13 protein-coding genes are annotated in these 15,437 nt (G+C 72.6%); all 13 read left to right on the top strand.

From position 1 onward, the window contains the following. The first annotated feature begins 30 nt into the window (after positions 1-30). The 13 genes from ftsL to ABT014_RS02930 all read left to right on the top strand — a co-directional run bounded on the left by ftsL (position 31) and on the right by ABT014_RS02930 (position 15,411). Positions 31-648: a cell division protein FtsL gene (gene ftsL / locus ABT014_RS02990; protein WP_350636374.1), complete on the top strand. Its 618-nt coding sequence runs from the start codon at positions 31-33 to the stop codon at positions 646-648. Beyond that, positions 645-2,708 carry a peptidoglycan D,D-transpeptidase FtsI family protein gene (locus tag ABT014_RS02985; protein ID WP_350636371.1) on the top strand — a complete coding sequence of 688 codons (2,064 nt, stop codon included), beginning with the start codon at positions 645-647 and terminating at the stop codon, positions 2,706-2,708. Before ftsL ends, ABT014_RS02985 begins: the two co-directional genes overlap by 4 nt. After that, positions 2,708-4,390, top strand: a complete 1,683-nt coding sequence (locus ABT014_RS02980) for a UDP-N-acetylmuramoyl-L-alanyl-D-glutamate--2,6-diaminopimelate ligase (protein WP_502894820.1) — start codon at positions 2,708-2,710, stop codon at positions 4,388-4,390. Before ABT014_RS02985 ends, ABT014_RS02980 begins: the two co-directional genes overlap by 1 nt. Further along, positions 4,387-5,790 (top strand): UDP-N-acetylmuramoyl-tripeptide--D-alanyl-D-alanine ligase, encoded by a 1,404-nt coding sequence (locus ABT014_RS02975; protein ID WP_350636365.1) that lies wholly within the window; start codon positions 4,387-4,389, stop codon positions 5,788-5,790. The genes ABT014_RS02980 and ABT014_RS02975 overlap by 4 nt, the downstream gene beginning before the upstream one ends. Further along, complete coding sequence (gene mraY / locus ABT014_RS02970) at positions 5,787-6,848, top strand: phospho-N-acetylmuramoyl-pentapeptide-transferase (protein WP_350636362.1); 1,062 nt, start codon at positions 5,787-5,789, stop codon at positions 6,846-6,848. The genes ABT014_RS02975 and mraY overlap by 4 nt, the downstream gene beginning before the upstream one ends. Then, positions 6,845-8,278, top strand: coding sequence for a UDP-N-acetylmuramoyl-L-alanine--D-glutamate ligase (murD, locus tag ABT014_RS02965; RefSeq protein WP_350636358.1), 1,434 nt, complete (start codon positions 6,845-6,847; stop codon positions 8,276-8,278). The genes mraY and murD overlap by 4 nt, the downstream gene beginning before the upstream one ends. Before the next feature lie 45 nt (positions 8,279-8,323). Further along, complete coding sequence (gene ftsW / locus ABT014_RS02960) at positions 8,324-9,691, top strand: putative lipid II flippase FtsW (protein WP_502894819.1); 1,368 nt, start codon at positions 8,324-8,326, stop codon at positions 9,689-9,691. Between the two features lie 6 nt (positions 9,692-9,697). Then, entirely contained in the window at positions 9,698-10,804 is a 1,107-nt protein-coding gene (gene murG / locus ABT014_RS02955; protein ID WP_350636355.1) for an undecaprenyldiphospho-muramoylpentapeptide beta-N-acetylglucosaminyltransferase, read from the top strand. Continuing rightward, complete coding sequence (locus tag ABT014_RS02950) at positions 10,797-11,570, top strand: cell division protein FtsQ/DivIB (RefSeq protein WP_350636352.1); 774 nt, start codon at positions 10,797-10,799, stop codon at positions 11,568-11,570. The genes murG and ABT014_RS02950 overlap by 8 nt, the downstream gene beginning before the upstream one ends. A gap of 361 nt (positions 11,571-11,931) precedes the next feature. Further along, positions 11,932-13,137 (top strand): cell division protein FtsZ, encoded by a 1,206-nt coding sequence (gene ftsZ / locus ABT014_RS02945; RefSeq protein ID WP_350636349.1) that lies wholly within the window; start codon positions 11,932-11,934, stop codon positions 13,135-13,137. A gap of 299 nt (positions 13,138-13,436) precedes the next feature. Further along, positions 13,437-14,225 (top strand): YggS family pyridoxal phosphate-dependent enzyme, encoded by a 789-nt coding sequence (locus ABT014_RS02940; protein WP_502894817.1) that lies wholly within the window; start codon positions 13,437-13,439, stop codon positions 14,223-14,225. Positions 14,226-14,436: 211 nt separating this feature from the next. Beyond that, on the top strand, positions 14,437-15,045 hold the full coding sequence (locus ABT014_RS02935) for a cell division protein SepF (RefSeq protein ID WP_033825327.1): 609 nt from the start codon (positions 14,437-14,439) through the stop codon (positions 15,043-15,045). 75 nt (positions 15,046-15,120) lie between these two features. Then, positions 15,121-15,411 (top strand): YggT family protein, encoded by a 291-nt coding sequence (locus tag ABT014_RS02930; RefSeq protein WP_033825326.1) that lies wholly within the window; start codon positions 15,121-15,123, stop codon positions 15,409-15,411. Positions 15,412-15,437: the final 26 nt, after the last annotated feature.

The raw sequence follows: 15,437 nt of genomic DNA, 5'->3' as shown, positions 1-15,437 counted from the left end.
GACCGAGAGGGACCGAGAGGGAGGGCAGCGGTGCCGGTGGCCGGCCAGGGGGCCTGGGGGAGCGGTCGGCTCCCGGGGCAGAGCGGCAGGGCGCGGATCACCGTGCGCCCCGGGGCGCGGCAGATCCGGGGGCGCACCCCGTTCGCCGTCCTGGTGGTGGCGCTGCTGACGGCCGGACTGCTCGGACTGCTGACGCTCAACACGGCGCTGAACGAGAACTCCTTCGAGCTCTCCCGGCTCAAGCGCCAGACCACCGAGCTGACGGACCGCAAGCAGTCCCTCCAGCACGAGATCGACCAGTACTCCGCCCCCGACGCGCTGGAGCGCCGGGCCCGGGAGCTCGGCATGGTCTCGGGCGGCGACCCGGCCTTCCTCAAGGACGACGGCTCGGTGCTCGGCAAGCCGGCCCAGGCCCAGGACGGCCCGCCGGTCAAGCGCACCGACAACGGCCTGTGGCAGCAGCCCGGCGCCGCCGCCCAGCCGGCCACCCCGCAGCCGAGCCCCGGCCCGAGCGCGCCGCCCACCGGGCAGCCGCCGGCCCAGCCGACCCCCCCGGCCGCCGCGGACGGCGGGGTGGAGATCGCCCCGCTGCCCCCGGCCACCGGTTCCGCCGCCCCGTCAGTTCCGGCCGGAGGTACGCCGCGATGAGCACGCCCCGTCAGCCGTCCCGAGGGGCGGGCGAGCGCCGCCCGCCCCGGCCCGCCCGCCCGGGCGAGCAGCGGCCGCGCGCGCCCCGGCCGCGCCCGGGTGAGCAACGCCGCCCCGCCCCGCGCCGCCCGGCCGCCCGCCGCCCCTCCGCCCGGCCGCACTCGCGGCCGATCAAGCTGGCCGACCCGCGGCGCCGGCTGCGCCTGGTCAAGGTCGCGCTGACGGTCGTCCTCACCATCTTCGCCGGCCGGCTGGTCCAGCTCCAGCTGCTCGACTCGGACGCGCTGGCCGCCGCGGCCGGCGCCAACAAGTACGTGAAGATGGAGCTGCCCGCCGAGCGCGGCTCGATAACGGCCGCCGACGGCACCGTGCTCGCCACCACCGTGGACGCCTACGACATCGTGGGCGACCCGACGCTGCTCACCCCGGCCGCCCTGAAGGTGGCCGACGGGCCCGAGCAGGCCGCCGCGCTGCTCGCGCCGATCCTCGGGCAGCCGAAGGAGAAGCTGGCCGCCGCGCTGCACCTCAACCCCAAGAACCCCAAGAGCCAGTACGCGCCGCTGGCCTTCCGGCAGACCCCGGACGTCAAGAACCGGATCACCGAGCTCAGGAGCACCCTGGCCAAGCAGACCGACACCGCGGCCTGCCGCGGCCAGCGCCAGCTGCTCGGCAAGCCCGCCGAGCAGGGCGGCCGGCCGTCCCTCGACGCGGCCTGCGTCAACCCGCTGACCTCGATCGCCAGCACCGAGAGCAGCCGCCGGGTCTACCCGGCCGACGGGTTGGCCGCCAACCTGGTCGGCTTCGTCAACGCCGAGGGCGTCGGCACCGGCGGGCTGGAGCTGCAGTACCAGCAGCAGCTGGCCGGGCAGAGCGGCCGCACCACCTACGCCTCGGCCGGCGGCCGGATGGTCGCCACCGCCGGCGGCAGCCGCCAGGACCCGGTGCCCGGCGCCGACCTCAAGCTCACCCTGCACCCCGACATCCAGTGGGCGGCCCAGCGGGCGATCACCGACCAGGTGGCCAACGCCGGTGCGGAGAAGGGCTACGTGGTGGTCCAGGACGTGCGGAACGGCCAGGTGCTGGCGATGGCCACCTCACCCGGCTTCAACCCGAACGACCTGTCGGCGGCCAAGTCCGACCAGCTCGGCAACGCCGCCCTCCAGGACGCCTACGAGCCCGGCTCCACCGCGAAGCTGATGACCATGGCGGCGGTGCTGGACACCGGCAAGGCGACCTGGGACACCCGGGTCACCGTGCCCAACACGCTGCAGCGCTCCGACCGGGTGTTCCACGACGACGTGGACCACGAGACCTGGTACCTGACCCTGGCCGGGGTGCTGGCCAAGTCCTCCAACATCGGCACCATCGAGGCGGCCGAGACGCTGGGCGCCGACCAGGCCGAGTCCAACCGGGTGCTGGCCGGCTACCTGGACAAGTTCGGCATCGGCCGCCCCACCGGGCTCGGCTTCCCCGGCGAGACCCGCGGCATCCTGGCCGAGCCGGAGGACTGGAAGGGCTCGCAGCAGTTCACCATCCCGTTCGGCCAGGGCCTGTCGGTCAACGCGCTCCAGGCCACCTCGGTGTTCTCCACCATCGCCAACGGCGGGGTGCGGGTGCAGCCGAGCCTGCTGATGGGCACCACCGGGCCGGACGGCCGGTACACCCCGGCCCCGGCCGCGCCCACCTCGCGGGTGGTGGGCGAGCAGACCGCGAAGACGCTGACCGAGATGCTGGAATCGGTGGTCACCGACGAGCAGGGCACCGGCACCAAGGCCGCCATCCCGGGCTACCGGGTGGCCGGCAAGACCGGCACCGCCAACCGGGTGGACCCGAAGACCGGCAAGTACTCCGGCTACACCGCATCCTTCATCGGCTTCGCGCCGGCCGACCAACCCCGGGTGACGGTCTCCTGCGTCATCCAGGACCCGGTCAACGGCCACTTCGGCGGCCAGCTGTGCGGGCCGGTGTTCAAGCAGGTGATGGAGTTCACCCTGAAGTCCCTGCAGGTACCGCCGAGCGGCAGCGACGCGCCCAACCTGCCCGTCGACTGGAAGCCCTGATGAGCGACGCCCCCGATCGCAGCACCGGCGCACCGCGCCCCGTAGGTACCGGAACGACCGGGGTCGGGGGGCCCGGCACGCAGAAAGCTTCCCCCCGTTTTGGCCCTGGGGGCACTTCGGCCGATAGCCTGCCCGCCGTGCCGAAACCCGATCAAATCTCCGCGAGCCCGCCCCGTCCCACCGAGGAGGCGGCGATGCCGCTCGCCGAGGTGGCCCGCCTGCTGGGCCTCGACCCCCTGGACGGGCCGCAGGTCACCGGTATCACCCATGACTCCCGGGCGGTGCGGCCCGGCGACGTGTACGTGGCCTTCCCCGGCGCCAACCATCACGGCGCGGCCTTCGCCGCCGCCGCGGTCGCGGCCGGCGCGGCAGCGGTGCTGACCGACGCGGCCGGCGCCGAGCTGGCCGCGGACTGCGGTGCGCCGCTGCTGGTGGTGGAGAGCCCCCGGGCGGCCATGGGCGAGCTGGCGGCGGCGGTCTACGGCCGCCCGAGCGAGCGGCTGCTGATGATCGGGCTGACCGGCACCAACGGCAAGACCACCACCTCGTACCTGGTCGAGGGCGGCCTGCGCGGCGCCGGACGGCTGCCCGGGGTGATCGGCACGGTGGAGATGCGGGTCGGCGACGAGCGGATCAAGAGCGAGCGAACCACCCCGGAGTCCACCGACCTGCACGGCGTCCTCGCGGTGATGCGCGAGCGGGGCGCGGACGCGGTGGTGATGGAGGTCTCCAGCCACGCGCTGGTCTTCGGCCGGGTCGACGGCGTGGTCTACGACGTGGCGCTGTTCAACAACCTCACGCCCGAGCACCTGGACTTCCACCCGGACATGGAGGACTACTTCCGCGCCAAGGCGCGGCTCTTCCAGCCGGACAAGGCCCGCCGCGGCCTGGCCAACCTGGACGACCCGTACGGTCGCCGGCTGGCCGGCGAGGCGCCGATCCCGATGACCACCTTCTCCGCGCAGGGCGACCCGGACGCGGACTGGCGCGCGCTGGAGGTCCAGCTCGGCCCGGCCGGCTCGACCTTCCAGGTGGCCGGGCCCGACGGCGTCCGGGCCGACGCCTCGGTGCCGCTGCCCGGCCCGTTCAACGTGGCCAACGCGCTCGGCGCGATCGCCGCGCTGGCCACCGCCGGGGTGCCGCTGGCCGCCGCGGTCGCCGGTGTGGCCGCCGTCCCGGGCGTGCCCGGCCGGCTGGAGCGGGTGGACGCGGGCCAGCCGTACGTGGCCGTGGTCGACTACGCGCACAAGCCGGACGCCCTGGAGGCGGTGCTCAGGTCGCTGCGCGAGGTGACCAAGGGCCGGCTGCACGTGGTGGTGGGCTGCGGCGGCGACCGTGACCCGTACAAGCGCGGGCCGATGGGCGCGATCGCCGCCCGGCTCGCCGACACCGCCGTGCTGACCAGCGACAACCCGCGTTCCGAGGACCCGCTGGCGATCCTGGCGACCATGCTGACCGGCGCCGCCGAGGTGCCCGAGGCCGAGCGCGGCGAGGTGCTGGCGGTGCCGGACCGGGCCGAGGCGATCGCCCTGGCGGTGGCCCGGGCGCACGCCGGTGACGCGGTGCTGGTGGCCGGCAAGGGGCACGAGCTGGGGCAGTACGTCCGAGGTGAGGTGCGGCCGTTCGACGACCGCGAGGTGCTGCGCGAGGCCATCGCCCAGCTTCAGGAGGAGGACCGGTGATCGCTCTCACCCTGGCCGAGGCCGCCACGGCGGTCGGCGGCACCCTGGACGCCGCCGACCCGCAGGCGCGGGTCACCGGCGCCGTGGTGGTGGACTCCCGACTCGTCGAGCCGGGCGGCCTGTTCGCCGCCGTGGTCGGCGAGCACGTGGACGGCCACGACTACGCCGAGCGCGCCGTCGCCGCCGGGGCGGTGGCCGTGCTGGCCTCCCGTCCGGTCGGCGTGCCCGCGATCCTGGTGGACGACGTGGTGACCGCGCTCGGCCGGCTCGCCCGCGCGGTGGTCGAACGGGCCCGGGAGACCGCCGTGGTGGCGCTCACCGGCTCGGCCGGCAAGACCTCCACCAAGGACCTGATCGGCCAGCTGCTCGGCCGCCGCGGCGAGACCGTCTTCCCGCCCGGCTCCTTCAACAACGAGATCGGCATGCCGCTGACGGCGCTGCGGATCACCGACACCACCCGGCACCTGGTGCTGGAGATGGGCGCCCGCGGCAAGGGCCACATCGACTACCTGACCGGCATCGTGCCGCCCACCGTCGGCGTGGTGCTCAACGTCGGCACCGCGCACGTCGGGGAGTTCGGCTCCAAGCAGGCCATCGCCGAGGCCAAGGGCGAGCTGGTCGAGGCACTGACCAGCGACGGCATCGCGATCCTCAACGCGGACGACCCGCTGGTGCGGGCGATGGCCGAGCGGACCAAGGCCCGGGTGGTGTTCTTCGGCGAGAGCCGCGAGGCCGCGGTCAGGGCGGAGCACGTTCGCCTGGACGACACCGGACGGCCATCGTTCACGCTTGTCACCCCAGCCGGTTCCGCACCCGTGAAGCTGCGCCTGTACGGTGAGCACCACGTCTCGAACGCCCTCGCCGCCGCAGCGGTGGCGGTGGAGCTCGGGATGTCCGTCGACGACACCGCCGAAGCCCTCGGCGAGGCGGGCGCGCTGTCCCGCTGGCGCATGGAGGTCGTCGACCGGGCCGATGGTGTCACCGTCGTCAACGACGCCTACAACGCGAACCCCGACTCGATGCGGGCCGCGCTGCGGGCGCTCGCGACGATGGCGGGCCGCGGTCCGGAGCGCCGCCGCACCTGGGCGGTGCTCGGAGAGATGCGGGAGCTCGGCGAGGAGAGCCTCGACGAGCACGACGCCATCGGGCGGCTCGCGGTCCGGCTCGACGTCACCAAGCTGGTGGCGGTCGGCGGACGCGAGGCGGCCTGCATGGAACTGGGCGCTAGGAACGAAGGTTCGTGGGGTGAGGAGTCGGTGCTGGTGTCCGACGCGGACGCGGCGGTCGAGCTGCTGCGCAGTCAGGTGCGGCCGGGGGACGTGGTGCTGGTGAAGGCCTCCCGTTCGGTGGGTCTGGAGAAGGTCGCTGAGGCGCTGCTCTCGGACGGAGCCGCACAGTGAAGCAGATCCTCTTCTCGGGCATGATCGGCCTGGTGCTGTCCCTGCTCGGGACCCCGGCCCTGATCAAGTTGCTGGCCAAGCACGGCTACGGCCAGTACATCCGCGACGACGGCCCCAAGGCCCACCACAGCAAGCGCGGCACCCCGACCATGGGTGGCATCGCCTTCATCCTGGCGACACTGATCGCCTACGCGGCGACCAAGGCGATAACGGGCGAGTCGCCCACCGCCTCCGGCCTGCTGGTGCTGTTCCTGACGGCGGGTCTGGGCCTGGTCGGCTTCCTGGACGACTACATCAAGGTGGTCAAGCGCCGCTCGCTGGGCCTGCGGGCCAAGGCGAAGCTGGCCGGCCAGTCCCTGGTGGGTCTCGCCTTCGCGATCCTCGCGCTCCAGTTCAAGGACGGCCGCGACCTCACCCCGGCCTCCCAGCACCTGTCCTTCGTCCGGGACTTCGGCTGGTCGGTCGGCCCGGTGCTGTTCGTGATCTTCGCCTACTTCATGATCGCCGCGATGTCGAACGGCGTGAACCTGACGGACGGTCTGGACGGCCTGGCCACCGGCGCCTCGGTGATGGTCTTCGGCGCCTACACCTTCATCGGCGTCTGGGAGTACAGCCAGAGCTGTGCGTACGCGATCACCGCGACCGCCGGCTGCTACGACGTCCGCGACCCGCTCGACCTGGCCGTCGTGGCCGCCGCCCTGATGGGCTCCTGCTTCGGCTTCCTGTGGTGGAACACCTCGCCCGCCAAGATCTTCATGGGCGACACCGGCTCGCTCGCCCTCGGTGGCGCGCTGGCCGGCCTGGCGATCTGCTCCCGCACCGAGCTGCTGCTCGCCCTGCTGGGCGGCCTGTTCGTGGTCATCACCCTCTCGGTGATCATCCAGGTCGGCTCGTTCCGGATGACCGGCAAGCGCGTCTTCAAGATGGCACCGCTCCAGCACCACTTCGAACTCAAGGGCTGGAGCGAGGTGCTGATCGTGGTCCGGTTCTGGATCATCCAGGGCCTGTGCGTCGCGGTCGGCCTCGGACTCTTCTACACAGGATGGGTAGCCGGATGACCCCCAACCCCGAGTGGCCGGGCCTGCCGGTGGTGGTGGCCGGCCTCGGTCTCTCCGGGATCAGCGCCGCCCGGGTGCTGCACGGCCTCGGCGCGCGGGTCACCGTGGTGGACGGCAGCGAGGGTCCGGCCCAGCAGGCCAAGGCCGCCGAACTCGAGGCCCAGGGCGTCACCGTGCGCCTCGGCGACGGCGAGACCCTGCCGACCGGCACCCGGCTGATCGTCACCTCGCCCGGCTGGGCGCCCACCAGCCCGCTGTTCACCGAGGCCGCGCTCGCCGACGTGCCGGTCTGGGGCGACGTCGAGCTGGCCTGGCGCCTGCGCCGCCCGCTCCCGGACACCGGCGAGTACGCGCCCTGGCTGGCCGTCACCGGCACCAACGGCAAGACCACCACCGTGCAGATGCTCGCCGCGATCCTCGGCGCGGCCGGCCGGCGCACCGCCGCCGTCGGCAACGTCGGCGTCTCGGTGCTGGACGCCGTGCTCGCCGAGGAGCCGTACGAGGTGCTCGCGGTCGAGCTCTCCAGCTACCAGCTGCACTGGGCGCCCAGCCTGCGCCCGCACTCCGCGGTGGTGCTCAACCTGGCGCCCGACCACCTGGACTGGCACGGCACCATGGAGGCGTACGCCGCCGACAAGGGCCGGATCTACCAGGGCAACCAGGTCGCCTGCGTCTACAACCTCGCCGACCCGGTCACCGAGGAGCTGGTCCGGGCCGCCGACGTCGAGGAGGGCTGCCGGGCGATCGGCTTCGGCCTCGGCGCCCCCGGCCCGTCCCAGTTCGGCGTGGTCGACGGCCTCCTGGTCGACCGGGCCTTCGTGGCGGACCGGCAGAAGAACGCCGCCGAGATCGGCGCCGTCGAGGACGTCCGCCCGCCCGCCCCGCACAACATCACCAACGCCCTGGCCGCCGCCGCGCTGGCCCGCGCCTACGGGGTGGACACCAAGGCGGTCCGGGACGGCCTGCGCGCCTTCCACCCGGACAAGCACCGGATCGCCGAGGTCGCCCGGGTCGACGGGGTCACCTGGATCGACGACTCCAAGGCCACCAACACGCACGCCGCGGCGGCCTCGCTGGCCTCGTACGAGCCGGTGGTGTGGATCGCCGGCGGCCTCGCCAAGGGCGCGACCTTCGACGACCTGGTGGCCGCCGCCGCCGACCGGCTGCGGGCCGCCGTACTGATCGGCGAGGACCGCGAGCTGATCCGCCAGGCGCTGGCGCGACACGCGCCGGATGTCCCGGTGATCGAGGCCGCCGAGGGCCAGACTGGCGCGGTGGCGATGGCCGAGGTGGTCCGCACGGCCGCCGGCCTCGCCCGGCCGGGCGACACCGTACTGCTGGCGCCGGCCTGCGCCTCGATGGACATGTTCACCGACTACGGCGAGCGCGGCGACCTCTTCGCGGCGGCGGTACGGGAACTGGGGCGCTAGCGGTCGCCCCCGGGGGTGACGAGGCGGACGAGGGGAGCGGGGAGCGTGGCGGGTGACGGCAAGGCGGGGACCACCGCCCCGCCCGAGCGGTCCTCCCCGCTCAAACTCATCTCGGCGACCACCACCACCTTCAAGTCGGCCGGCCCGATCGCCCGCGCCCGCGCCTTCCGGGCCCGCTTCCGGTACACCCTGGACCGGCCGCTGACGCCGTACTACCTGATCCTCGGCTCGACCCTGCTGCTGGTCGTGCTGGGCCTGGTGATGGTCTTCTCCGCCTCGCAGAGCGTGGTGACCGACAACCACCTGCCGATGACCTTCTTCTTCCGCAAGCAGCTGGTCGCCCTGCTGCTCGGCGCGGTGCTGGCGACGCTGCTGGCCCGGGCTCCGGTGAAGGGGCTGCGGGCGCTCGCCTACCCGGTGCTGTTCGGCGTGCTGGCCGGTCTGGCGCTGGTCGCCGTCCCCGGCATCGGCACCCAGGTCAACGGCAACCGGAACTGGATCAGCCTGGGCTTCTTCCAGATCCAGCCGTCCGAGTTCGCCAAGCTGGCGCTGGTGCTGTGGGGCGCCGACCTGCTCGCCCGCAAGCAGCGCACCCACATGCTCGACCAGTGGAAGCACCTGCTGGTGCCGCTGGTGCCGGGCACCGTGCTGCTGATGCTGCTGATCATGATCGGCGGCGACATGGGCACCACCATGGTCCTGGTCGGGATGCTGTTCGGCCTGCTGTGGATGGTCGGCGCCCCGATGCGGCTGTTCGCCGCCACCCTCGGCATCGCCGTGGTCGCCTGCACCGCGCTGATCATCACCGTCCCGCACCGGCTCGACCGGCTCGGCTGCGTCGGCGTCACCCGGCCCGACCCCAACCTCAACTGCTTCCAGGCCCTGCACGGCCTGTACGCCTTCGCCGCCGGCGGCCCGTTCGGCTCCGGACTCGGCGCCGGCGTGGAGAAATGGGGCCAGCTGCCGGAGGCCCACACCGACTTCATCTTCGCCGCGACCGGCGAGGAACTGGGGCTGGTGGGGACGCTGTCGGTGCTCGGTCTCTTCGCGGCACTAGGGTATGCGGGTATCCGTGTGGCTCTCGGCACCAAGGACCCGTTCGTCCGCTACGCCGCGGGAGCGGCCACCACGTGGATCATGGCGCAGGCCGTGGTCAACCTGGGGTCGGCCCTGGGGCTCCTGCCCATCGCAGGCGTCCCGCTCCCGCTGTTCTCGTACGGCGGCTCCGCCATGCTGTCGGCCATGTGCGCCATCGGCGTGCTGCTCTGCTTCGCGCGCAGCTCCCCGGGGGCGAAGGCGGCCCTGGCCGCCCGGAGCTCGAACTCCCGGCTCAGGCCCGTCCTGGCCCGGGTGCTGCCACGACGACGGACCACAGCGCGCAAGGCCATCCGGCCGCCGCGCAGGGAGCGGTGAATTTCGGTGCATGTCGTACTCGCCGGCGGCGGGACCGCCGGCCACATCGAGCCGGCCATGGCCCTCGCGGACGCCCTCCGCAGGCACGACCCGTCGATCGGGATCACCGCGCTCGGCACCGAGCGCGGCCTGGAGACCCGGCTGGTGCCCGAACGGGGCTACCACCTGGAGCTGATCCCGGCCGTCCCGCTGCCCCGCAAGCCCACCCCCGAGCTGATCACCGTGCCGGGCCGGCTGCGCGGCACCGTACGGGCGGCCCAGGACATCATCGAGCGGGTCAAGGCGGACGCCGTGGTCGGCTTCGGCGGCTACGTCGCGATGCCGGCCTACCTGGCCGCCAAGCGCGCCGGGGTGCCGATCGTCGTGCACGAGGCCAACGCCCGGCCGGGCCTGGCGAACAAGATCGGCGCCCGGTACAGCGACTTCGTCGCGGTCTCCACCCCCGACTCCAAGCTGCGCGACTCCCGGTACATCGGCATCCCGCTGCGCCGCACCATCGCCACCCTGGACCGCAACGCGGTGCGCCCGGAGGCCCGGGCGCACTTCGGGCTCGACCAGCGGCTGCCCACCCTGCTGGTCTCCGGCGGCTCGCAGGGCGCCCGCCGGCTGAACGAGACCGTCCAGGCGATCGCCCCGCGGCTCCAGCAGTACGGGGTGCAGATCCTGCACGCGGTCGGCCCCAAGAACGAGCTGCCGCGGATCGACGACATCCCCGGCATGCCGCCGTACCGGGCACTGCCGTACGTCGACCGGATGGACCTGGCGTACGCCGCCGCGGACCTGATGCTCTGCCGGGCCGGCGCGATGACCGTCGCCGAGCTGGCCGCGGTCGGTCTGCCGGCCGCGTTCGTGCCGCTGCCGATCGGCAACGGCGAGCAGCGGCTGAACGCCCAGCCGATGGTCAAGGCCGGCGGCGGCCTGCTGGTCGACGACGCCGAGCTGACTCCGGACTGGGTGCTGCAGAACGTGCTGCCGGTGCTCACCGACCCGCGCCGGCTGTGGGACATGAGCCGCGCGGCGGCCGAGTTCGGCCGCCGGGACGCGGACGACCTGCTGGTCGGCATGGTCTACGAGGCCATCGACGCCGCCCGGGGTGGCCGCCGACGTGGCTGACGTCCCGGTCCTCGACGACCTGCTGGAGGAGGACGGGCAGGAGCGCGCTCCGCGGCTCCGGCTCTCCCGGCGGGGCGTCGTGGTCGTGGGCGTGCTGGCCGCACTGGTGGCCGGCACCCTCGGCTGGCTGGTCTTCCTGTCCTCGGCCCTGGACGTGCGCACGGTCGCCGTCCAGGGCCTGGACAGCGGCCACCTGAGCGAGGACGAGGTGCGCCGGGCGGTCGGCGCCGAGCAGGACCGGCCACTGGCCCGGGTCGACCTGGCGGCCGTGGAGCGCCGGGTCGCCGCGGTGCCGCGGGTGGCCGGGGTGGAGGTCTGGCGCGGCTGGCCGCACACCTTGCGGGTGAAGGTGACCGAGCGCCGCGCGGTGGCCGCCATCCACACCGAGCAGGGCCGGTTCGTCCAGGTCGACGCGGGCGGCAAGGAGTTCGCGGACGAAGCACAACCGCCGGACGGGGTACCGGTGGTGGAGCTCCAACTCAGTCAGCAGGCGAACGAGGCGCTCGGCGTGATCGACCGCCCGGCGCTGGTGCGGGCCGCCGTGGTGGTGGCGGCGGGCCTGCCGGCCGACGTGGCCAAGCGGGCCGGCGCCCTCCAGGTGCACTCCTGGGACGACATCCGGCTCCAGCTGCGCGACGGGGTGACGGTGCGTTGGGGGAGTCAGGACCGGACACCGCGCAAGGCGGCGGTGCTGACCGCACTGCTCGGCCGGAAGGCCGCGAATTATGACGTGAGTGCGCCGGACGCACCAGCTGTGTCGGGATGATCCGGTAAGTTCTGTGCCTGAGGGCGGTATTGACGGGGCTCAGGCTCCGGTCCGACTCTTGGTGGTCACCCCGGTTTCACCGAGGGGTCGATGATCACATAGGCTCAAAAGAAAAAAGGGAAGCTCGGCGTGTTCGTTGAACACGTACCGTCCCGCAACCTACTGTCCTGTTCACCAGGCTGTGTCGGACAGTGATGTGACACAGGAGCAGCAGTAACCCTAAACCTCAAGTTCAGGGTTCGGGTCGGCGGTCGGCATTTCGGACAATCTGTTCGAAAGCGCGCTCCCCACCCATCGACATCCGTCGGACTTCACCCACGCGGGGAGCCGACCCGGAAATTCGAGGCGAGAGGCCTTCGACGTGGCAGCACCCCAGAACTACCTCGCGGTCATCAAGGTTGTCGGAATCGGTGGCGGTGGCGTCAACGCCATCAACCGGATGATCGAGGTCGGGCTCAAGGGCGTCGAGTTCATCGCGATCAACACCGATGCGCAGGCCCTCCTCATGAGTGACGCCGACGTGAAGCTCGATGTGGGCCGTGAACTCACCCGGGGCCTCGGCGCCGGCGCCAACCCCGATGTCGGCCGCAAGGCCGCCGAGGACCACCGCGAGGAGATCGAGGAGGTCCTCAAGGGGGCCGACATGGTCTTCGTCACCGCCGGCGAGGGCGGCGGCACCGGCACCGGCGGCGCGCCCGTGGTGGCCAACATCGCCCGCTCGCTGGGCGCCCTGACCATCGGTGTGGTCACCCGCCCCTTCACCTTCGAGGGCCGCCGCCGCGCCAACCAGGCCGAGGACGGCATCGCCTCGCTGCGCGAGCAGGTCGACACCCTGATCGTGATCCCCAACGACCGGCTGCTGTCCATCTCGGACCGCCAGGTCAGCGTGCTGGACGCGTTCCGGTCGGCCGACCAGGTGCTGCTCTCCGGTGTCCAGGGCATCACCGACCTGATCACCACCCCCGGTCTGATCAACCTCGACTTCGCCGACGTCAAGTCGGTCATGTCCGACGCCGGCTCCGCGCTGATGGGGATCGGCTCGGCCCGCGGGGAGGACCGCGCCAAGGCGGCCGCCGTGATGGCGATCTCCTCGCCGCTGCTGGAGGCCTCCATCGACGGGGCCCGCGGCGTGCTGCTCTCCATCTCCGGCGGCTCCGACCTCGGCCTGTTCGAGATCAACGAGGCGGCCCAGCTGGTCAGCGAGGCGGCGCACCCCGAGGCGAACATCATCTTCGGCGCGGTCATCGACGACGCCCTCGGCGACGAGGTCCGGGTCACCGTGATCGCGGCCGGCTTCGACGGCGGCCAGCCGCCGGCGATCGTCCGCGAGCCGGTGGTGAAGTCCGCCTCGACCGCCGCCCCGGCGAGCGCCCCCGAGCGTCCGGCCACCCGCCCGAGCTACGGGTCGATCGGCTCGGTCACCTCGCGCGGCGAGGAGTCGGCCCGCTCGACCGAGTCGGCGCCCACCACCACCGCCGCGCCGGTGCCGCCGCAGGTGCAGCCGGCCCGCCAGCCGTACGTGGAGAGCCCGGCCGAGGAGCTGGATGTTCCCGACTTCCTGAAGTAGCCGCCGGCCGGACCGCGGGAGCGGGCCGACGCGACGTCACGGTGCTCACTCGGCCGCCACCCTCCGGTGGCGGCCCGGGTGGGCACCGTGCCGTTGGGCGGGGCGGGGCGGTGCGGTGGCGGTGGCGCGCGGGCGGGCACGGCGGGGATCCGCCGGTGTGGCGGTCGGTCTCAAGGCGTGTCGGACCGTCGAATTGGTGAGATCATCTTCCTGCACCCCTGCGCCGGCCGAGCACCACTCCTACCGTCGCGAGCAGCCGGCCGGCTCGCGCGCTACCTCTGGTTGGGTCCTGAACTCTCATGACGAACGACATCTACGGGCCGTTCCCGGGAAGCAGCCGATTCCTGGCGGGGCTGACGGAGCGGCAGCGCGCCCGGTACGAGCAGCTCGGCGCCAACCTCGAGGTGGTCGAGCGGCGGATCGCCGACGCCTGCGCGGCGGCCGGGCGGGAGCGTTCGGAGGTGTCGCTGGTCGTGGTCACCAAGACCTACCCGGCCGAGGACACCGCCCTGCTGGCCGCGCTCGGGGTCACCGAGGTCGCCGAGAACCGTGACCAGGACGCCGCCCCGAAGGCGGAGCTCTGCGTCGACCTCCCGCTGACCTGGCACTTCGTCGGCCAGTTGCAGACCAACAAGGTGCGCTCGGTGGTCCGGTACGCGGACCTGGTGCACTCGGTGGACCGGCCGCGGCTGGTGGAGTCGCTCGCGGCGGCCGTCCGCAACGCCGAACGTGCGCCGCTCGGCTGCCTGGTGCAGGTCGCGCTGGACAAGGAGGCGGGGGAGGGGCAGCACCGGGCCGGGGTGGCACCCGACGAAGTCCCGGCGCTGGCCGATCTGATCGCCGACACGCCCGGGTTGCAGCTGGCCGGTGTGATGACCGTCGCTCCGCTGTCCGGACCGCTGGCCGGCGATCCGGCCGCTTCCTTCGGTCGGCTGGCGGAAATCGCAAGCGCCGTACGCGCGGCGCATCCTGCTGCCACGATGGTTTCGGCAGGGATGAGCGGCGATCTTGAGCAGGCCGTGGCGGCCGGAGCGACACATGTGCGCGTCGGGACGGCGGTACTCGGAGTGCGGTCACCGCTCGGGTAACGTCACCGGGTAGTAGATCAGACTGCAGGACAAAATAGGACAGAACCTAGCAGCTTTTCAGAGCGCTAGCGAACCGTGGATCGCACCTCCGCAACCCCCTCCCTCGCGGCCTGATGAGCCGTCGGCCTGACGGCCGGTGAGCGGGCGGCGGAATCCGCAGGCGAAGACCGTAGTCGGAGCCGATCCACCACAGAGCGGAGGAGACAGGAGCATGGCCGGCGCAATGCGCAAGATGGCGGTCTACCTCGGCCTCGTGGAGGACGAGACGTACGACGGCCAGGGGTACGACCCCGACGACGACTACGACTCGGACCCCGAGCCGATCCGGACCGGGCGCACGGAGGACCTGAGGTCCGCCGCCGCCACCCAGCCCGCCCCGGCGCCGGTCGCCCACATCGCCCCCCAGCCGGTGCCGGCCGCGGTGCCGATCCGGCAGGAGGCCCCGCGGATGGCTCCCGTGTCGTCCATCACACCCGACCGTCGCCACAACGTGGAGAAGAGTGCCCCGGTGATCATGCCCAAGGTAGTGAACGAACGAGAGCCCTACCGCATCACCACGCTGCACCCGCGGACCTACAACGAGGCCCGTACCATCGGGGAACAGTTCCGGGACGGGACTCCTGTGATCATGAATTTGACCGAGATGGACGACACCGACGCCAAGCGCCTCGTAGACTTCGCCGCTGGGCTCGTCTTCGGTCTGCACGGCAGTATCGAGCGCGTGACCCAGAAGGTGTTCCTCCTGTCTCCTGCTAACGTCGACGTCACGGCGGAGGACAAGGCTCGGATCGCCGAGGGTGGGTTCTTCAACCAGAGCTGACCCGGCCACGACTACACGTGTGGATCGAGCAACAGTGAGTGACTGAAGGCATGTTGGCAGGGGAGAGGGAACGAGATGGGGATCGTCGGCGCGGTGCTGTACTGGGCGCTGACCGTCTTCTTGTTGATCCTGCTCTTCCGGCTGGTCATGGACTGGGTCTTCCAGTTCGCCCGCTCGTGGCGACCCGGCAAGGCCATGGTCCTGGTCCTGGAGGCCACGTACACTGTCACGGATCCGCCACTCAAGCTTCTTCGGCGATTCATCCCGCCGTTGCGTCTCGGGGGCGTGGCGCTCGACCTGTCCTTCTTCGTTCTGATGATCATTGTGTATGTCCTGATCTCGCTCGTGCGGTCCCTGTCGGTGTGAGCGATGCGACAGGATTCCGGAGTGCC

The sequence above is a fragment of the Kitasatospora sp. NPDC094015 genome, from assembly GCF_040304075.1.
Classification (GTDB): domain Bacteria; phylum Actinomycetota; class Actinomycetes; order Streptomycetales; family Streptomycetaceae; genus Kitasatospora.
This window is presented reverse-complemented; position numbering and strand designations above follow the sequence as displayed.

Coding starts and splice junctions, on each gene's coding strand:
- ABT014_RS02985 (WP_350636371.1), top strand. CDS start 645: ATGAGCACGCCCCGTCAGCCGTCCCGAGGGGCGGGCGAGCGCCGCCCG.
- ABT014_RS02980 (WP_502894820.1), top strand. CDS start 2,708: ATGAGCGACGCCCCCGATCGCAGCACCGGCGCACCGCGCCCCGTAGGT.
- murD (WP_350636358.1), top strand. CDS start 6,845: ATGACCCCCAACCCCGAGTGGCCGGGCCTGCCGGTGGTGGTGGCCGGC.
- ABT014_RS02940 (WP_502894817.1), top strand. CDS start 13,437: ATGACGAACGACATCTACGGGCCGTTCCCGGGAAGCAGCCGATTCCTG.
- ABT014_RS02935 (WP_033825327.1), top strand. CDS start 14,437: ATGGCCGGCGCAATGCGCAAGATGGCGGTCTACCTCGGCCTCGTGGAG.
- ABT014_RS02930 (WP_033825326.1), top strand. CDS start 15,121: ATGGGGATCGTCGGCGCGGTGCTGTACTGGGCGCTGACCGTCTTCTTG.